General features: G+C 73.3%; 15 protein-coding genes. 9 read left to right on the top strand and 6 right to left on the bottom strand.

All coding sequences use genetic code 11. The features are described from left to right. Together ACT2CW_RS29725 and ACT2CW_RS29720 are read right to left on the bottom strand one after the other, a co-directional pair. Positions 1-237 carry a hypothetical protein gene (locus ACT2CW_RS29725; protein WP_037959301.1) on the bottom strand — a complete coding sequence of 79 codons (237 nt, stop codon included), beginning with the start codon at positions 235-237 and terminating at the stop codon, positions 1-3. A gap of 118 nt (positions 238-355) precedes the next feature. Continuing rightward, positions 356-862: a cupin domain-containing protein gene (locus ACT2CW_RS29720; RefSeq protein WP_414081938.1), complete on the bottom strand. Its 507-nt coding sequence runs from the start codon at positions 860-862 to the stop codon at positions 356-358. Between the two features lie 96 nt (positions 863-958). Here ACT2CW_RS29720 and ACT2CW_RS29715 point away from each other — a divergent pair, with 96 nt between their 5' ends. The 8 genes from ACT2CW_RS29715 (at position 959) to ACT2CW_RS29680 (ending at position 9,545) form a co-directional block, all read left to right on the top strand. Further along, positions 959-1,369 carry an RrF2 family transcriptional regulator gene (locus tag ACT2CW_RS29715; protein WP_037959306.1) on the top strand — a complete coding sequence of 137 codons (411 nt, stop codon included), beginning with the start codon at positions 959-961 and terminating at the stop codon, positions 1,367-1,369. Beyond that, the gene (locus ACT2CW_RS29710) at positions 1,366-2,319 is read left to right on the top strand and encodes a DsbA family oxidoreductase (RefSeq protein WP_445518842.1); all 954 of its coding nucleotides are present in this window, start codon (positions 1,366-1,368) and stop codon (positions 2,317-2,319) included. Before ACT2CW_RS29715 ends, ACT2CW_RS29710 begins: the two co-directional genes overlap by 4 nt. 338 nt (positions 2,320-2,657) lie before the next feature. After that, a complete protein-coding gene (locus ACT2CW_RS29705; RefSeq protein ID WP_164423553.1) occupies positions 2,658-4,259 on the top strand; it encodes an ABC transporter substrate-binding protein in 1,602 nt (533 codons plus the stop codon). Next, a complete protein-coding gene (locus ACT2CW_RS29700) occupies positions 4,256-5,275 on the top strand; it encodes an ABC transporter permease (RefSeq protein ID WP_330806732.1) in 1,020 nt (339 codons plus the stop codon). The genes ACT2CW_RS29705 and ACT2CW_RS29700 overlap by 4 nt, the downstream gene beginning before the upstream one ends. Beyond that, on the top strand, positions 5,272-6,183 hold the full coding sequence (locus ACT2CW_RS29695; RefSeq protein WP_182472712.1) for an ABC transporter permease: 912 nt from the start codon (positions 5,272-5,274) through the stop codon (positions 6,181-6,183). The genes ACT2CW_RS29700 and ACT2CW_RS29695 overlap by 4 nt, the downstream gene beginning before the upstream one ends. Beyond that, on the top strand, positions 6,164-7,210 hold the full coding sequence (locus tag ACT2CW_RS29690) for an ABC transporter ATP-binding protein (protein WP_445518841.1): 1,047 nt from the start codon (positions 6,164-6,166) through the stop codon (positions 7,208-7,210). Before ACT2CW_RS29695 ends, ACT2CW_RS29690 begins: the two co-directional genes overlap by 20 nt. Beyond that, positions 7,207-8,232, top strand: a complete 1,026-nt coding sequence (locus ACT2CW_RS29685) for an ABC transporter ATP-binding protein (protein WP_445518840.1) — start codon at positions 7,207-7,209, stop codon at positions 8,230-8,232. The genes ACT2CW_RS29690 and ACT2CW_RS29685 overlap by 4 nt, the downstream gene beginning before the upstream one ends. Positions 8,233-8,342: 110 nt before the next feature. Further along, positions 8,343-9,545 carry a S1 family peptidase gene (locus ACT2CW_RS29680; RefSeq protein WP_445518839.1) on the top strand — a complete coding sequence of 401 codons (1,203 nt, stop codon included), beginning with the start codon at positions 8,343-8,345 and terminating at the stop codon, positions 9,543-9,545. A 71-nt stretch (positions 9,546-9,616) separates the two neighbouring features. Here the strand turns inward: ACT2CW_RS29680 and ACT2CW_RS29675 are convergent, their stop codons facing one another. The 4 genes from ACT2CW_RS29675 to ACT2CW_RS29660 are packed head-to-tail and all read right to left on the bottom strand — an operon-like array spanning position 9,617 to position 14,485. Next, entirely contained in the window at positions 9,617-11,743 is a 2,127-nt protein-coding gene (locus ACT2CW_RS29675; RefSeq protein WP_445518838.1) for a xanthine dehydrogenase family protein molybdopterin-binding subunit, read from the bottom strand. Further along, positions 11,740-12,738 (bottom strand): FAD binding domain-containing protein, encoded by a 999-nt coding sequence (locus tag ACT2CW_RS29670; RefSeq protein ID WP_445518837.1) that lies wholly within the window; start codon positions 12,736-12,738, stop codon positions 11,740-11,742. Before ACT2CW_RS29670 ends, ACT2CW_RS29675 begins: the two co-directional genes overlap by 4 nt. Continuing rightward, a complete protein-coding gene (locus ACT2CW_RS29665) occupies positions 12,735-13,361 on the bottom strand; it encodes a 2Fe-2S iron-sulfur cluster-binding protein (RefSeq protein ID WP_445518836.1) in 627 nt (208 codons plus the stop codon). Before ACT2CW_RS29665 ends, ACT2CW_RS29670 begins: the two co-directional genes overlap by 4 nt. Positions 13,362-13,387: 26 nt before the next feature. Next, the gene (locus ACT2CW_RS29660; RefSeq protein WP_445518835.1) at positions 13,388-14,485 is read right to left on the bottom strand and encodes an NAD(+)/NADH kinase; all 1,098 of its coding nucleotides are present in this window, start codon (positions 14,483-14,485) and stop codon (positions 13,388-13,390) included. 202 nt (positions 14,486-14,687) lie between these two features. Here ACT2CW_RS29660 and ACT2CW_RS29655 point away from each other — a divergent pair, with 202 nt between their 5' ends. Then, complete coding sequence (locus tag ACT2CW_RS29655) at positions 14,688-16,025, top strand: radical SAM protein (RefSeq protein ID WP_445519003.1); 1,338 nt, start codon at positions 14,688-14,690, stop codon at positions 16,023-16,025. Positions 16,026-16,101 lie beyond the last annotated feature (76 nt).

The following is a 16,101-nucleotide window of genomic DNA, read 5'->3' as shown; positions in this document are numbered from 1 at the left end:
TCACCCCGAGGGCTCGTCCGGGACGGGCTGCTCGGGGTGCACGCTCCCGGTCTGCGGCTTCCCCCGCCGTCCGGTGCCGGACTCGTCCGTCTCCGGGATGTCGTCCACATCGTCCGGCTCATGGCCGTCGCCCGCCACGTCCAGGTGGTCGGGCCCGTCCTGCGCCTGCTGGTCGGGGAGGTCCCTGGGGATTCCGCCCCGCTCCTCGCGTTCCTCCGGTCGCCGGTCGTCGCTCACGATGCCTCTCCTTTCGTCGATGCGTCGATGGAGGGGGCACAGCAGAGGCGATTACCCAGGAGCGCCGGGCGGATGCACGACAGGCCGGTCAAATGCGGCCATCCGGGCGCGCGGCCGGTTACTCCCCGCGCTCCAGCACATACAGCTCCGGCAGGTTCACCACAATGGCCTCCTGGGTGCTGCGGGCGATGACCACCACCGCCTCGTCGTCGGGGTCCGGGTTCTCCTCCCGGTGCGGCACATAGGGCGGTACGAAGATGTAGTCACCCGGCCGGGTGCGCAGCCGGATCTCCTCGACGCGCCCGTCCCGCTCCTCGGCGAAGACGAACTCGGGGTGGCCCCGCACCACGAAGATGGCCGTCTCGGACTCGCCGTGGTGGTGGTTGGCGGAGGCGGTGTCCGGCGCCACATGGGTCTGGCCCATCCAGAGCCGCTCGGACCCCACCGACTGGCCGCTGATCGCGGCGAACCGCCGCATGCCCTCGGTCTGGGCGGTGCCGGGGTCGACGTCCTCGGTGCGGATGTGGTGCAGCCGCGACCGCAAGGAACCGTCGGGGGCGGTGGCGTTCAGATGCGGATGGAACGCGTCGTGCTGCTGCGCGGGGTCGCCGCCGGGCGTCGTCATGCCACCGACCGTAGAAAGCACCGGTAATGGATGTCAACAGGTGTCCTTTCCCTCACCAGGCACAACACCATGAAATCCACACTGCATAATGGCCGTATGCAGATCTCGGCGAAGGCGGACTACGCGGTCCGGGCGCTGGCGGAGCTGGCCGCGGACACCGGCAGGCCGCTCACCTGCGAGGCGATAGCGACCTCCCAGGACATCCCCTTCCGGTTCCTCAAGGCGGTCTTCCGCGATCTGCGCCAGGCCGGTCTGGTGCGCAGCCAGCGCGGCTGCGAGGGTGGCTACTGGCTCGCCCGCGACCCCGCCGAGACCACACTCGCGGACATCGTGCTCGCGGTGGACGGGGCGTTCCTGACACTGCGCGGCGAGCGTCTTGACGACCTCGGCTACCGCGGCCCGGCGGCCGGGCTGCCCGGGGTGTGGCGCGGGATGGAGGACCATGTGCGCCAGGTGCTGACCTCCACCGCGCTGAGCGATCTGGTGCGCGAGCGGCTGGCCGCATGACGTCCGTACGCCCGGACCGCCCCCGGAGCGCCGAGCCGGACGGCGACGGGGCCGTCGAAATCGTGGAGTACACCGATCCGGCCTGCCCGTGGGCGTGGGGCTCCGAGCCCGCGTTCCGCCTGCTGCGGGCGGTCACCGCGGGGCGGGCCCGCTGGCGCCGGGTGTTCGGCATCCTCTTCGACGAGGACGACGACCCGGCACCCGATCCGGCCGCCGAGACCGCCTGGTACGGCCGCTACATCGCCGATATCGCCCGCCATACGCGGGCGCCCCACGCCCACCGGCTGCGCTGGGTGGCGGCCACCAGCCGGCCGGCCTCGCTCGCCGCGAAGGCGGCCGAGCGGCAGGGCGCGACGGCCGCGGAGCGGGTGCTGCGGCGGCTGCGCGAGACCACGTTCGTGCTGGGCACCCCGGCCGATACGGCGGAGCGCGTGCTCGACGCCCTGGCCGGCCTCGACGGTGTCGATACGGTGCGGCTGGGCGCGGAGATGGACGATCCGGAGGTGGTGGCGGCCGTCCGGCGGGACCACGCCGAGGCCCGTGACCCCATCCCGGAAGCGCATGCCTTCCACGTCCCGGGGCCGCATGGCACGGGCGTGAAGGAAACCGACGACGGGGTGCGCTACGCACTGCCCACGCTGGTGTTCTCCGGCCCCGGCGGGCGCGTGGCCGCGCCGGGGTGGCGGAGCGTGCCCGAGTACCTGGCGGCCCTGCGCACGGTGGCTCCCCGTCAGCTCTGGGAGGCGGCCCCGATCGGCCCCGAGGAGGCCCTGGCGGCGTACCGCAGCCTGACCGGGCCCGATCTGTCCCTGCTGACGGGCGGAACCACTCCCCCGCCCGCGGCCGTACGGGTCGATACGGCGGGCGGGCCGCTGTGGCTGCACCCGGACGAGGCGGCCACCCATCCGGCACTCATCCCTGCCGCAGCGTCGAAAAGCCGCTGGTCGTAGCCATCTTGGCGAATGAGACACCAGAAGGTGTCCATTGACTTCGCCGGTCCTCGCCCCTCACCATGGGCACATGCTGACGACGCACCCCGGTGTGGTGTGCCGATACGTGGACTTCGGGCGCACCGCCAGCGCCATCTGTCGCTGATCGCCCGCTTCCCGTTCCGCGATCCGCGATCCCGCGATCCCGCGATCCGCGACGATCCGCCGTGTCCCGAGCGCCTCGTGTCGCTCGTCCCCCTCGTTTTCAATCGTGCCCTCGCTGACGTATGCGGCCCTGTACCGGCCGTAAATCCGCGCCGTCCGGGGGTAGTTGACACCACGAAAGGCGACGTCCAGCCATGACTCCCGCCGCCCCGCCACCTCCCGTCCGCCGTCCGCCCGATCCGCCACCGGGCCCCGCTCAGGTCCGCACACCGGGCCCCGCTCCGGACCGGCGCTCCGTGCTCGGGCTGGCCCTGGGGGCGGGTGGCTCCCTGCTGCTGGCCGCCTGCGGCGGGGTGGCGACCACCGGCGCGGGCGGCGGGGGCGAGACCCTGCGCTGGGGCTGGGATCTGCCCTCCACCTGGGACCCGGTGTTCTCCTCCAAGGGCTGGGACGTCCATCTGCTGTCGCTCGTCTACTCCGGGCTGACCCAACTCGACGCCGAGGGCGGCGCCAAGCCCGCGCTCGCCTCCTCCTGGCGCTACTCCCACGACGGCCGGCGGCTCACCTTCGCCCTCCGCCGGGGGCTGCGGTTCTCCGACGGCACACCGGTGAACGCCGAGGCCGTCAGGAAGAGCCTCGAACGCGGCAAGAACCACCCCAAGTCCCTGATCGCCTCCCAGCTGACCACCATCGACACGGTACGGGCGCCCGACCCGCACACCGTGGTCCTCGAACTCACCGAGGCCGACTACCAGTTGCCCGCGCTGCTGGCCGGGAAGACCGGCATGGTGGTCAGCCCCACCGCGTTCGGGAAGGACGAGGCGCGGCTGGCCACCAGGCCGGTCGGCCACGGCCCGTTCCGGCTGGTGTCGTACACCCAGAACTCCATGGCGAGCCTGCGCCGCGACCCCGGATACTGGAACGCGGATCACATCGCCGTCGAGCGCTTCGAGGCGTTTCCCAAGCCCGATGAGACCACCGCGCTCGCCGCGCTCCAGTCCGGGCGGCTCAATGTCGCCCAGATCCCGTTCAGCCAGGTCGAGGCGGCGCGTGAGGCCGGTTTCACGGTGCAGCTCATTCCGTCGATGGTGGTGCGCGTCCTGGATGTGAACACCGCCATGAAGCCCTTCGACGACCCCGCCGTCCTCAAGGCCCTGAAGTACGCCGTGGACCGCCAAGCCCTGCTGGACAGCGAGCAGTTCGGCCATGGCGAGGTGGACCACCAGCCCTTCCCGCCCGGCTATACGGGCTTCGACCCGTCGCTCGGCGCGGTGTACCGGCACGACCCGGAGCGGGCGCGCGCACTGCTGAAGGAGGCCGGGTATCACGACGGCGTCCAGGTGACCATCACCACCGCCCAGCCGCAGGGCGCGCCCGAGCAGTTGCAGGCGCAGCTGAACCGGGTCGGGTTCCGGGCCCGGATCGAGGTCATCCCCGAGGCGCGGGCGTCGCAGGTGGTGTACGTCCAGCACTCCCGGGCCCTGTACCTCGACCAGTTCGCCGGGCGGGAGTCACCGGTGCAGGCGATGCAGGTGCTCTTCGGCGCGGAGGGGCTGATGAACCCCTCCCGCCGTACCACGCCCGAACTGGACGCGGCCGTGGCCGCGGTGCGCCGCACCCCGCTGGAGTCGCCGCGCTATCCGGAGGTGCTGCGGGCGGCCACCGCGGTGGCGGTGCGCACGATGCCGAACGTGTTCCTGTACACCGTGCCGCGCGCCCTCGCCCGTACGTCCTCCGTGTCCGCCATCCCCTCGCTCCCCGTGGTGCAGCGGTTCGAGGGGGTGACGGCCGGATGACCGCGCTCACCGCACACCTCGCGCGTACGCGAGGCAAGGCCGTACGCCCGGCCCGGCTGCCGCGCTCGCTCGGCCGGGTGCTCGCCACGGCGGGCACGGTGTTCCTGCTGTCGTCCGCGCTGACCTTCGGTCTGGGCGCGCTCTCCGGGGCCAACCCGGCGGCGGCCGTGCTCGGCGAGACGGCGACGCCCGCCGACATCGCCCGGATGAACCATCAGTTCGGCCTCGACCGGCCGCTGTGGGAGCAGTACGTGTCCTGGCTCGGGCACGCCTTCACCGGCGATCTGGGCCGCTCGTGGTTCACCACGGTCCCGGTGGCGACGAGCATCCGGCAGGCCATTCCGGTGGATCTGTCCATCGCCGGGCTCGCGCTGCTGATCGCCGTGGTGCTGGGCGGGGCCGCCGGTGTCGCCGCCGCGCTCAGGGCGGGCGGACGGCTGGACCGCGCCGTCACCGCGCTGTGCGCGCTGCTCGGCACCCTGCCCGGTTTCGTCGTGGCCATCGCGCTGGTCACGGTGTTCTCGCTGAAGCTGGGGTGGCTGCCGTCCGGTGGCTATGTGCCCCTGGACATGGACCCCGCGCAGTGGCTGCGGTACACCGTGATGCCCGCGTTCGCGCTGAGCTTGGAGGCCGCGGCCGCCATCGCCCGTCAGCTGCGCACCTCGCTGGTGGGGACGTTGCGGGAGAACTATGTGACGGGCGCGGTGATGCGCGGACTGCCCGCCCGGCGGGTGGTGTTCGGCCACGCCCTGCGCAACGCCGCGGGACCCGCGCTCACTGCGCTCGGGATGAGCGTGCCGATGCTGCTCGGCGGGGCGGTGGTCACCCAGCAGATCTTCGCGCTGCCCGGGCTCGCCCAGCTCACTCTCCAGTCGGCGGAACAGCACGACATTCCGGTGATCCAGGGGACGCTGCTGGTGACCATCGCGGTGGTCCTGGTGGTCAATGTGGCCGTCAACGCGGCGCTGCTCGCGCTGAATCCGGCCGCCCGGCGCCGGGAGGTGACGCGCCGATGAGGACGTTGCGACAGGCGTGGCGGCCGGCCTCCGCCAAGGTGGCGCTGCTGGTGCTGCTGGCCATCGCGCTGCTCGCGGTGTTCGGCGGCTGGCTCGCGCCCCATGACCCGCTGGCCCAGAACCCCCGGAACATGCTGCGCGGGCCCGGCCCCGGCCACCTTCTCGGCACCGACTACCTGGGCCGCGATGTGCTCAGCCGGCTGCTGGAGGGCAGTGGCCGCTCGGTGGCGGGCGCCGTGGAGGCGGTGGCCGCCGCGATGGCGGTGGGGGTGCCGACCGGGCTGGCCTCGCTGTGGATGGGGCGGGTGGGCGAGTGGCTCGCGCAGCGCGCCGTCGACGCGCTGATGACGCTGCCGTTCACCGTGTTCGCCATCGCGGTGGTGGGCGCGCTGGGCAACGGGATGCACCAGGCCATGCTGGCGCTCGGGGTGCTCTACGCCCCGCTGTTCTTCCGGATGACCCGCGCCGCCGGTTTGAGCCTGCGGCACGCCCAGTACGTGGAGTCGGCCGAGCTGTTCGGCGCCTCGGTGGGGCGGGTGCTGCGCACCCATATCTGGAGCAAGGTCCTGCCGACGGTCATCGTCACGGCCGCCCACGCGCTGGCCACCTGTCTGCTGGTGGTCTCCTCGCTCACCTTCCTCGGGGTCGGTGTGCAGCCGCCCGCCGCCACCTGGGGCGGCATGCTCGCCACCGATCTGGGCTTCCTCACCCAGCAGATCTGGGCGCCGGTGTTCCCGGCCGCGCTGATCGTCATCACCGCCGGTGCGCTCAATCTGCTGGCCGACGCCGTACGGGACGCCGGGGCCGAGGAGTTGCTGCCCGGCGGCGCTCCGGACCCGGCCACCGGCTCCCGCACCGACACCTCCGACACCACCAAGGAGCGGGCCGATGCCGCACTCCCCGTCTGACCCCGCCACGCCCACTGACCCGTCCGCCGCGCTGTCGGTCCAGGGGCTCGGCGTCACCGTCTCGTCCGGGCGGCTGACGGCCGTACGCGATGTGTCGTTCACCGTGGGCCGCGGTGAGGCCGTCGGCCTGGTCGGCGAGTCCGGCAGCGGCAAGACCCTCATCTGCCGGTCGGTGCTCGGGCTGCTGCCGCCGGGCTGTGCGGTGTCCGAGGGCGAGATCACGCTGGCCGGTGAGGCGCTGACCGGGCTGTCCCGCCGGGAGTGGGACCGCGTACGCGGCATCCGGGTGGGCGCCGTCTTCCAGGACCCCGCCTCGTATCTCAACCCCTCGCTCACCGTGGGGCGCCAGCTGACCGAGGTGTTGCGGGTGAAGCTGGGCCTTGACCGGACGCGTGCCGATGCGCGGGCCGTCGAGCTGTTCGCCGCCGTCGGGCTGCCCGACCCCGCCGAGGTGGCCCGCCGCCATCCGCACGAGCTGTCCGGCGGAATGCTCCAGCGTGTGCTGATCGCCGTGGCGGTGGCCTGCGCACCGGATCTGCTGGTGGCCGACGAGGCGACCACCGCGCTGGATGTGGTGGTCCAGGCCGAGGTCCTGGAGCTGCTGGCCCGGATGCGCGCCGAGCACGACCTGGCGCTGCTGCTGGTCAGCCATGACCTGGCGGTGATCGCCGAGGTGTGCGACCGCGTCCTGGTGGCCTACGCCGGGGAGCTGGTCGAGGACGGCCCGGCCGAACGGGTGCTGAACGATCCCCTGCATCCGTACACCGAGGCGCTGTTGCGCGTGGCCACGGTCGGCGACTGGGAGCGGCGCGAGCTGGAGGTGATCCCCGGCGCGCCGCCCGAGGTGGGCGCGCGGCTGCCGGGCTGCCGGTTCGCCGACCGCTGCGCGTTCGCCGCGCCCGAGTGCCTCAGTGGCCCGGTGCCGCTGCGGGAGACGGCCGACGGGCGGCGGGTGCGGTGTGTCCGCGGTGAGGAGCTCGATCTGTCGCGGGCCGGTGCGCACGGCACCCGGGAGGTGGCGGTATGAGCGGGCTGCTGGAGCTCTCCGGGCTGACCGTGGCCTTCGGCCGGCGGGGCGCGCGGCCGGTGCTCGACGGGGTGGAGCTGTCCGTGGGCGAGGGGGAGATCGTCGGGGTCATCGGGGAGACCGGTTCGGGCAAGACCACACTGGCGCGTACGGCCGTGGGGCTGGTCGCTCCGCGCTCGGGGCGGGTGGTCTTCGACGGGCGTGAGATCTCCGGGCTGCGGGGGCGGGCGCTGCGCGCGTTCCGCCGTTCGGGGCGGCTGAGTTACGCCTTCCAGGATCCGCTGCGGGCGCTGGACCCGGAGCTGACGGTCCGGCGGGCCGTGGCCGAGCCGCTCGCCGTGGCGGGGGACCTCGGCGACACCGACATCGCCGCCCGCGTGGACGAGGCGCTGGAGACCGTGGGCCTGGACGCGGCGCGCCTCGGCGATCGGCTGCCGGGCGCGATCTCGGGCGGTCAGCGCCAGCGGGTGCTGCTCGCGCGGGCGATCGCCACCCGGCCCCGGCTGCTGATCGCCGATGAGCCGGTGAGCGCCCTGGACGCCTCCAACCGCAACCGGGTGCTGCGGCTGCTCGACCGGCTGCGCACCGAGCGCGGGATGGCCGTCGTGGTCATCTCGCACGACCTCAGCTCACTGGCGGGCATCGCCGACCGGGTCGCGGTGCTCTACCGCGGCCGGGTGGTGGAACAGGGGCCCGTACGGGAGGTGTTCGGCCGGCCCCTGCATCCGTACACCGCGCTGCTCATCGCCTCCGCGCCGAGGGTACGGGCCGAGGGCGGGGCGGGCGCGGCGGCGCTGCGCCCGGCGGCCGGACCGCCCGTCCTGACGGCTCGGGAGGGGTGTGTCTTCGCCCACCGCTGCCCGTTCGTCACCGACGCCTGCCGCACCGCGCCCGCACCCGCCCCGATGGGCCGGGGCCGCACGGCCGCCTGCCATCGGGCGCCCGAGTGGCGTGAGCTGATCGCCCGGCCGGTCACCCCACACGGGCCGCCGGGGACCGGGCTGCCGGCGACGGCCCCGTAAAGATCTCCTAAATCTCTCTGAACACAACTCGTGCCCCGCCCGTATCCACTGCCGGGTCGTGCTCGTCACGGATGAGCGGATCCCGTAACCCCCCAACAGGAGGTCATGAGTTGAGCCATAAACGGGTACCCAAGCGAAAGATCGTGTTCGCGGGGGCCGGGGCCGCCGCGGTGGCGGCAGCCGCGATCATCCTGCCCAACGCCAACGCCTCACAGGACGACAAGGCCGAGGCGGCCCAGCCCAAGAAGGTGGACGCCGCGTCGGCGGCGGACATCGCCGCGGAGCTCGCCTCGCAGCTGGGCGAGGCGTTCGGCGGGGCCTACTACGACAAGGACAAGCAGCAGGTCATCGTCAATGTCGTGGGCGACAACAACAATGTGAACGTCCAGGTCAAGAGCGCCGGGGCGGTGGCCAGAAAGGTCGACAACAGCACCAAGGCGCTCCAGACCGCCGCGAAGACGCTCAAGACCAAGGCGACCATCCCGGGCACCTCCTGGTCGGTGGACCCCAAGACCAATGAGCTGCGGGTCACCGCGGACTCCACGGTCACCGGGGCGAAGTGGGACACGCTCGAGTCCACCGTGAAGTCGCTGGGCGACGGCATGGCCACCCTGAAGAAGTCCGCGGGCGAGTTCAAGCCCTTCGTCGCGGGCGGCGACGCCATCTTCGGCGGCGGTGCGCGCTGCTCGCTCGGCTTCAACGTCACCACGGACAGCGGTGCCCCGGCGTTCCTCACCGCAGGTCACTGCGGCGTCGCCGCCGAGCAGTGGTCGGACTCGCAGAACGGTGCGGCGATCGGCACCGTGCAGGACGCCACCTTCCCCGGTGACGGGGACTTCGCGCTGGTCACGTACGACGACGCCAACACCGAGGCGCCCAGCACGGTGAACACCGGCGACCAGACCGTGGACATCGTCGGGGCGGGCGAGGCCACGGTGGGCCAGCAGGTGCAGCGCATGGGCAGCACCACGGGGCTCAACGACGGCTCGGTCACCGGTCTCGACGCGACGGTCAACTACCCCGAGGGCACGGTCAGCGGGCTCATCCAGACCGATGTCTGCGCGGAGCCCGGCGACAGCGGCGGCCCGCTGTTCAGCGCGGACGGCCAGGCCATCGGCCTGACCTCGGGCGGCAGCGGTGACTGCACCTCCGGCGGTGAGACCTTCTTCCAGCCGGTGACGACCGCGCTGGACGCGGTCGGCGCGAAGATCGGCGACGGTGGCGCGGCGGACGGCGGCGCCGCTGACGGCTCCGGGGCCGCCGGGGACGGCGCGGGCGCGGACGGCGCCGGTGGGACCGCCGACAACGGCTGATCCCACGCGACCGGGTGTCCCGCGCCGTCACCGCGGGACACCCCGGGAGCCGCGACGGGCCGGGCGGGCGCTCAGCGGGCGAAGGGCCCAGCGGACGGCTCCGCGGACAGCCCCGCGCGCACCCGCTCCACCGTGATCGGCAGATCCCGGACCCGCACCCGCGTGGCGTGGTACACCGCGTTGGCGATCGCCGCCGCCGTGCCGACGATGCCCAGCTCCCCGACGCCCTTGCTGCCCATCGGGTTGAGCTCGTCGTCGTTCTCCTCGAGCCAGTGCGCCTGGACGTCGCGCACATCCGCGTTGGCCGCGATGTGATACGTGGCCAGGTCGTGGTTGGCGAAGTCGCCGAACCGCGGGTCCGTCTCCAGGTTTTCGTGCAGCGCCATCGACAGCCCCATGCACATACCGCCGCGCAGCTGCGACCCCGCCGTCCGTGGGTTGATGACGCGTCCGGCGGCGAACACCCCCAGCAGCCGGTCCACCCGCACCTGGCCGGTGACGGCGTCCACCCGCACCTCCGCGAACTGGGCGCCGTAGGCGTGGCGCGAGAACGCCCGGCGCGCCTCGACGTCCTCGGCGGTGTCCGCCCGCTCCTCGAGACCGCCGGGCGGGATCGCGCCGGAGACCTCGTCCAGCCGCTTGGTCAGCGCCCGGCACGCCTTGGACACCGCCCAGCCCCAGGAGCTGAGGCCCATCGAGCCACCCGCCCACGGCGCCTGGCCGTAGGCGCTGCGGCCGATGTCGAGGGTGACGCGGTCGATCCCCACACCGAGTTCGTCCGCCGCCACCTGGGTCAGCGCGGTGCGGGCGCCGGTGCCGATGTCGGCCGCGGCGATCCGTACGGTGAAGCCCCCGCCGGGCTCGGCGCGGGCGGTCGCGGTGGAGGGCCAGGTGAGGGCGGGGTAGTTGCACGCCGCCACTCCGGTGCCGAGCAGCCAGTGCCCCTCCCGGCGGGCCCCCGGCGCGGGGTCGCGGCCCGCCCAGCCGAAGCGCGCCGCGCCCTCCCGCAGACAGGCCACCAGATTGCGGCTGCTGAAGGGATGACCGGTCCCGGGGTCCACGGGCGGCTCGTTGGCCACCCGCAGCTCGATGGGGTCCATGCCCAGCGCCACGGCCAGCTCGTCCATCGCGCTCTCCAGCGCGAACATCCCGGGCGCCTCGCCGGGGGCGCGCATCCACGAGGGCGTCGGCACGTCCAGCTGCGCCAGGCGGTGGGTGGTCCGGCGGTGGCGCGCGGCGTACATGACGCGGGTGCAGGTGACCGTCTGCTCGCAGTACGGGGTGAGCGTGGAGCTCTGCTGGAGCGCGTCGTGCCAGATGGCGGTGAGCCTGCCGTCCCGTTCGGCGCCGAGCCGGATGCGCTGGAGGGTGGGTGTGCGGTACGAGACCATGGTGAACATCTGCTGCCGGGTGGCGGCCACCTTGACCGGGCGGCCCACGGCGCGGGCGGCCAGCGCGGCGAGCACCGTGGGCGGGCGGGGAATCGCCTTGGAGCCGAAGCCGCCGCCGGTGTGGTCGGCCACGATCCGGACGGCGCCCTCGGGCAGGCCGAACAGCTCGGCCACCCTGGCGGCCGTCATCCAGGGGGCCTGGTCGCCGTTGTAGAGGGTGAGCGTGTCCCCGTCCCAGACGGCGATGGTGGCATGCGGTTCCATCGTGGCCGTGTGCTCGGGGGGTGTGGTGTACGTGGCGTCGAGGACGACCGGCGCCGCGGCGAGGGCGGCCTCCACATCGCCGGTCTCCGTGTGCCCCGGGTAGCCGCCGTTGACCGTCTCGGGGACGAAAATGCGCGGATCGTCGTCCAGCAGCTCGGCGTCGTGGTCGTCCACGTCGTACTCGACCCGTACGGCGGCCGCCGCCTGACGGGCCGTCTCGAAGGTGTCCGCCACCACGGCGGCCACGATCTGCCCGCGGTAGGCCACCTCGGGGGACTGGAGAACGGCGAGTTCGGGGGTGTCGGTCGGGCGCAGCCGGGCCACATTGCGGCTGTCGAGCACGGCGACCACGCCCGGCAGGGACAGCGCCGCGACGGTGTCGACGGCGCGCACCGTGCCGCGCGGAACGGTGGACTGCACCGCCCACGCGTACAGGGCGTCCGGCACCGGGTACTCGTACGCGTAGAGCGCCGCACCGGTGACCTTCTCGCGCCCTTCGACACGGGTCACCTCCGCGCCCACGGACCGCTGGAGCGTGGTCATCGCCGCCGCCCTCCCACGAGGTCGCGCACGGCCGCGGTGATGACGTCCACGGCCAGGTCGATCTTGAACGCGTTCCGCGGCAGCGGGCGCGCCGCGGCGAACTCGGCCCGGGCCGCCTCCCGCAGCCGCTCCTCGGTCGGCTGCCGCCCGGTCAGCAGCCGCTCGGCCTCGCGGGCGCGCCAGGGGCGGGTGCCCACGCCGCCGAGCCCCAGCCGGATCTCCCGCAGTGTGCCGTCGGCCTCGGTGGCGGCGACGGCGGCCACCGACACCAGCGCGAAGGCGTAGGACCAGCGGTCGCGGACCTTGCGGTAGGACATGGCGGCGCCCTCGGGCGGCGGTGGCAGCTCGACACCGGTGATCAGGTCGCCGGGCTGGAGCACCGTCTCGCGGTGCGGGGTGTCGCCGGGCAGCAGATAGAAGTCGTTCAGCGGCACCGCGCGGGGGCTGCCGTTCACCCGCCGCAGATGGACGACCGCGTCGAGCGCGGCCATCGCCACCGCCATGTCCGAGGGGTGGCCGGCCACGCAGAAGTCGGAGGTGCCGAGCACGGCCAGGTCGCGGTGGAGGCCCTGGACGGCCGAGCATCCGGTCTCCGGCCGCCGTTTGTTGCAGGGTTTGGTCACGTCCTGGAAGTACACGCAGCGGGTGCGCTGGAGCAGATTGCCACCGGTGGTGGCCACGGTCCTCAGCTGCCCGGAGGCCCCCGACAGCAGCGCCTCGGCCAGCGCCGGGAACCGCTCGCGGATGCCCGGGTCCCCGGCGAGGCGGCTGCCCGGGACCAGCGCGCCGATGAGCACACCGCCGTCCGGGCGGTGCTCGACGGTGTCGTACGGGAGCCGGGTGATGTCGACGAGCAGGGCGGGCTCGGTCACCCCGAGCTTCATCAGGTCCACCAGGTTGGTGCCCCCGGCCAGGTACACCGCCTCGGTGGAGTCGGCCACGAGCCTGGCGGCGGCCTGCGGGTCGGTGGCGCGCTCGTAGCCGAAGGGCTTCATCGCGCCCCTCCCGCCGCGCCTGCGCGGGCCGGCGCCCCGCCGCCGTCGGCCCCGGCGACCTCGCGGATGGCGGCCACGATGCCGGGGTACGCACCGCAGCGGCACAGGTTGCCGCTCATCCGCTCCCGGATCTCGTCGGCGTCCAGCTCACCCGGCGCGCCGGCCCCGGCCGCCATGTCCTCGGTGACATGGCTGGGCCAGCCGCGCGCGGCCTCGGTGAGCGCTCCGATGGCGGAGCAGATCTGGCCGGGTGTGCAGTAGCCGCACTGGAAGCCGTCGTGGTCCAGGAACGCCCGCTGAAGCGGGTGGAGTTCCCCGGGGGCGGCGAGTGCGGCCACGCCCTCGATGGTGGTGATGTCCCGGCCCTGGGCGGCCACGGCGAACACCAGGCAGCTGTTGACGCGCTCCCCGTCGATCAGGACGGTGCAGGCCCCGCACTGCCCGTGGTCGCACCCCTTCTTGGCCCCGGTCAGCGCCAGGTGTTCGCGGAGGGCGTCCAGCAGGGTCACCCGGTGGTCGAGGGTGAGGGGGCGGTCGGCACCGTTGACACGCAGTGCGAAGTCGCTGTGAAACGCGTGGGCTGTCACACCGGTCAGCCTGGCATCGGGGCGTGCGCCCCGCATCTTCGGCGCCACCCGTCCGGCCCTGTTCAGCCGGGGCCGTCCGGCCCCGGCTCCGGCCCCGGCTCCGGTGGGTCGTCGGGCACCGGGGGCAGCCGCAGATGTGCCAGGTCCGGCGGGATCGGGGAGCTGGGGCGGTAGAACGGCGGGGCCACGTCGGCGGCGGGCGAGTCGGCCAGCCGGAAGCGGTCCCGCAGCCGGTGGTAGAACTGCGTCGGCGCGAGCCGTACCAGCCGCAGCCGAACCGGTGCCCGGTAGGCCGCCACCCAGTCACCCGGGTTCAGCACCCCGCGCAACTGCCCGTCGAGGCTGACCGCCACCTGCCCCGAGGTCGGCAGCACCCGTACGGCGACGGGTTCGTCCACCGCGGCCACCACGGTGCGGTCGAAGGCGATGTGCGGGGCGACCGGGGTGAAGACCACCGCGTCCAGGTACGGGGAGACCACCGGCCCGCCGGCGGCGAAGCTGTAGGCGGTGGAGCCGGTCGGGGTGGCCACGATGATCGCGTCGGCCGAGTACGAGGCGAGCAGCTGCGCGGACACATACACACCGAGACCGGCCTGGCGGTCGCGGGCGAGCTTTTCGAAGACCACGTCGTTGACGGCGTTGACATCCAGTGGAATGCCCCAGCCGGCCTCCTCGGGGGCGCGGCCGGGGCGGACCTTGGGCGGGGGCGGTACGGGGCCCCGCCCGTAGCGCAGCAGCGCCTCCATGCCCTCGGGCATCTCCAGCGGCCGGGACGCCCGCAGGGTGAGCAGCATGCGCTCCTCGATCGTGGCCCGGCCCTCGTGGACGGCGTCGAGCGCGTCCTCCACCTGGTCGACGCTGATCTCGGTGAGGAAGCCGACCCGCCCCACGTTCACGCCCAGCGCCGCGGCCCCGTTCCTGGCGGCGAGCCGGGCGCCGCGCAGAAAGGTGCCGTCGCCGCCGAAGGTGACGATCAGATCGGGGTGGCCGGCCGCCGCTGACTCCTCCTGGGCGCTGCGCCGGGGCTGGTCGCCACGCCAGACGTCCAGCTCGAAGCAGGAGATGCCATGCGCGGCGGCCCATGCGCGGGCGGTGCGGGCCGCCGCGACGGCGGTGGGGCGGGCCTGGTGGACGACCATGCCGAGCCGGTTGACAGCCATGGCCCTTCCACCGTAGATCGGCCGGCCCCGAAGCGCCACGCCCATCGGAGGGACACGGGGCGGGCCCGGGGCCGACACGGGGCGGGCCCGGAGCGGGCGCCCTGGAGTCGAACATCCGTCCTGATCTATGGTGTTCAGCGGCACGGAGACCCGCGTGGGAACCACACCGCATCCGTACGGAGCCTGGGGGATGGTGCAGCAGATGGCGAGTGAGAGACGAACCGCGCTGATCGAGGGGCTGATGGGGCGTTTCCCCCAGGTGCCCCGGGAGGCCGTGCTCAAGGAGGACCTGCTGCGCGGCGGCATGGCCTTCGACGAGTCCGCGCTCAGCGGCAACGAGGACGGCGACGTCAAGCCGAAGTCGTACTTCATCTTCTCGTTCGACCACCGCACCCTGCCGGAACTGGGCGCCGCGGCCCTCAACCGGCCGCCCGAGGAGATCGTGCTCACCGGCGGGCCGTACGACCTGCGCCGCACCGTGGTGTCCGTCCGCGTCAACCCCGCGTCGCCGTATGTGGTCCGGGCCGGGGAGGACGGTGCGCTGGGGCTGTATCTGGACGGTGCGCGCATCGCCGATGTGGGGCTGCCGCCGATGCCGGACTACTACCGCCACACCCTGTCGAACGGCAAGTCGGTGATGGAGGTCGCGCCGACCATCCAGTGGGGCTATCTGGTCTATCTGACGGTCTTCCGGGTGTGCCAGTACTTCGGCGCCAAGGAGGAGTGCCAGTACTGCGACATCAACCACAACTGGCGCCAGCACAAGGCGGCGGGCCGCCCGTACACCGGGGTGAAGCCGGTCGAGGAGGTGCTGGAGGCGCTGGAGATCATCGACCGCCATGACGCCGCCCGCACCTCGCAGGCGTACACCCTCACCGGCGGCGCCATCACCTCGCATGTGGGCGGCCGCGACGAGGCCGACTTCTACGGCCAGTACGCGAAGGCCATCGAGGAGCGCTTCCCGGGCCGCTGGATCGGCAAGGTGGTGGCGCAGGCGCTGCCCAAGGAGGATGTCCAGCGGTTCCACGACTACGGGGTGCGGATCTACCACCCCAACTTCGAGGTGTGGGACCGGCGGCTGTTCGAGCTGTACTGCCCGGGCAAGGAGCGCTACATCGGCCGGGACGAGTGGCACCGCCGGATCCTGGACTCGGCCGAGGTGTTCGGCGCCCGGAATGTGATCCCCAACTTCGTGGCGGGCGTGGAGATGGCCCAGCCGCTCGGCTTCGCGTCCGTGGCCGAGGCGATCGACTCCACCGCCGAGGGGCTGCGCTTCTTCATGTCGCACGGGGTCGTGCCCCGGTTCACCACCTGGTGTCCCGAGCCGACGACACCGCTGGGCAAGGAGAATCCGCAGGGCGCCCCGCTGGAGTACCACATCCGGCTGCTGGAGACCTACCGGGCGACGCTCGAGGACTTCGGGCTGTCCTCGCCGCCCGGATACGGCCCGCCGGGGCCGGGGCGTGCGGTGTTCTCGGTGAGCTCGTTCATGGACAGCCTGCCCGCCGTGGACCCGGACCCGGAGCCGGTGGCGCCCTGACAGACCCGACGGCGCCCTGATGTGGCGGCCGCCCCCGGCTCGGCGGGAGCCGTTCACTCCGCGGGACCCGTTCACT

The organism is Streptomyces sp. NEAU-174, assembly GCF_052665095.1.
The sequence above is the reverse complement of the archived record's forward strand: the minus strand, read 5'-3'. Positions and strand labels throughout refer to the sequence as shown.

Coding starts and splice junctions, on each gene's coding strand:
- ACT2CW_RS29660 (WP_445518835.1), bottom strand. CDS start 14,485: ATGGCTGTCAACCGGCTCGGCATGGTCGTCCACCAGGCCCGCCCCACC.
- ACT2CW_RS29715 (WP_037959306.1), top strand. CDS start 959: ATGCAGATCTCGGCGAAGGCGGACTACGCGGTCCGGGCGCTGGCGGAG.
- ACT2CW_RS29655 (WP_445519003.1), top strand. CDS start 14,688: ATGGCGAGTGAGAGACGAACCGCGCTGATCGAGGGGCTGATGGGGCGT.
- ACT2CW_RS29665 (WP_445518836.1), bottom strand. CDS start 13,361: ATGCGGGGCGCACGCCCCGATGCCAGGCTGACCGGTGTGACAGCCCAC.
- ACT2CW_RS29710 (WP_445518842.1), top strand. CDS start 1,366: ATGACGTCCGTACGCCCGGACCGCCCCCGGAGCGCCGAGCCGGACGGC.
- ACT2CW_RS29670 (WP_445518837.1), bottom strand. CDS start 12,738: ATGAAGCCCTTCGGCTACGAGCGCGCCACCGACCCGCAGGCCGCCGCC.
- ACT2CW_RS29685 (WP_445518840.1), top strand. CDS start 7,207: ATGAGCGGGCTGCTGGAGCTCTCCGGGCTGACCGTGGCCTTCGGCCGG.
- ACT2CW_RS29690 (WP_445518841.1), top strand. CDS start 6,164: ATGCCGCACTCCCCGTCTGACCCCGCCACGCCCACTGACCCGTCCGCC.
- ACT2CW_RS29675 (WP_445518838.1), bottom strand. CDS start 11,743: ATGACCACGCTCCAGCGGTCCGTGGGCGCGGAGGTGACCCGTGTCGAA.
- ACT2CW_RS29705 (WP_164423553.1), top strand. CDS start 2,658: ATGACTCCCGCCGCCCCGCCACCTCCCGTCCGCCGTCCGCCCGATCCG.
- ACT2CW_RS29720 (WP_414081938.1), bottom strand. CDS start 862: ATGACGACGCCCGGCGGCGACCCCGCGCAGCAGCACGACGCGTTCCAT.
- ACT2CW_RS29700 (WP_330806732.1), top strand. CDS start 4,256: ATGACCGCGCTCACCGCACACCTCGCGCGTACGCGAGGCAAGGCCGTA.
- ACT2CW_RS29695 (WP_182472712.1), top strand. CDS start 5,272: ATGAGGACGTTGCGACAGGCGTGGCGGCCGGCCTCCGCCAAGGTGGCG.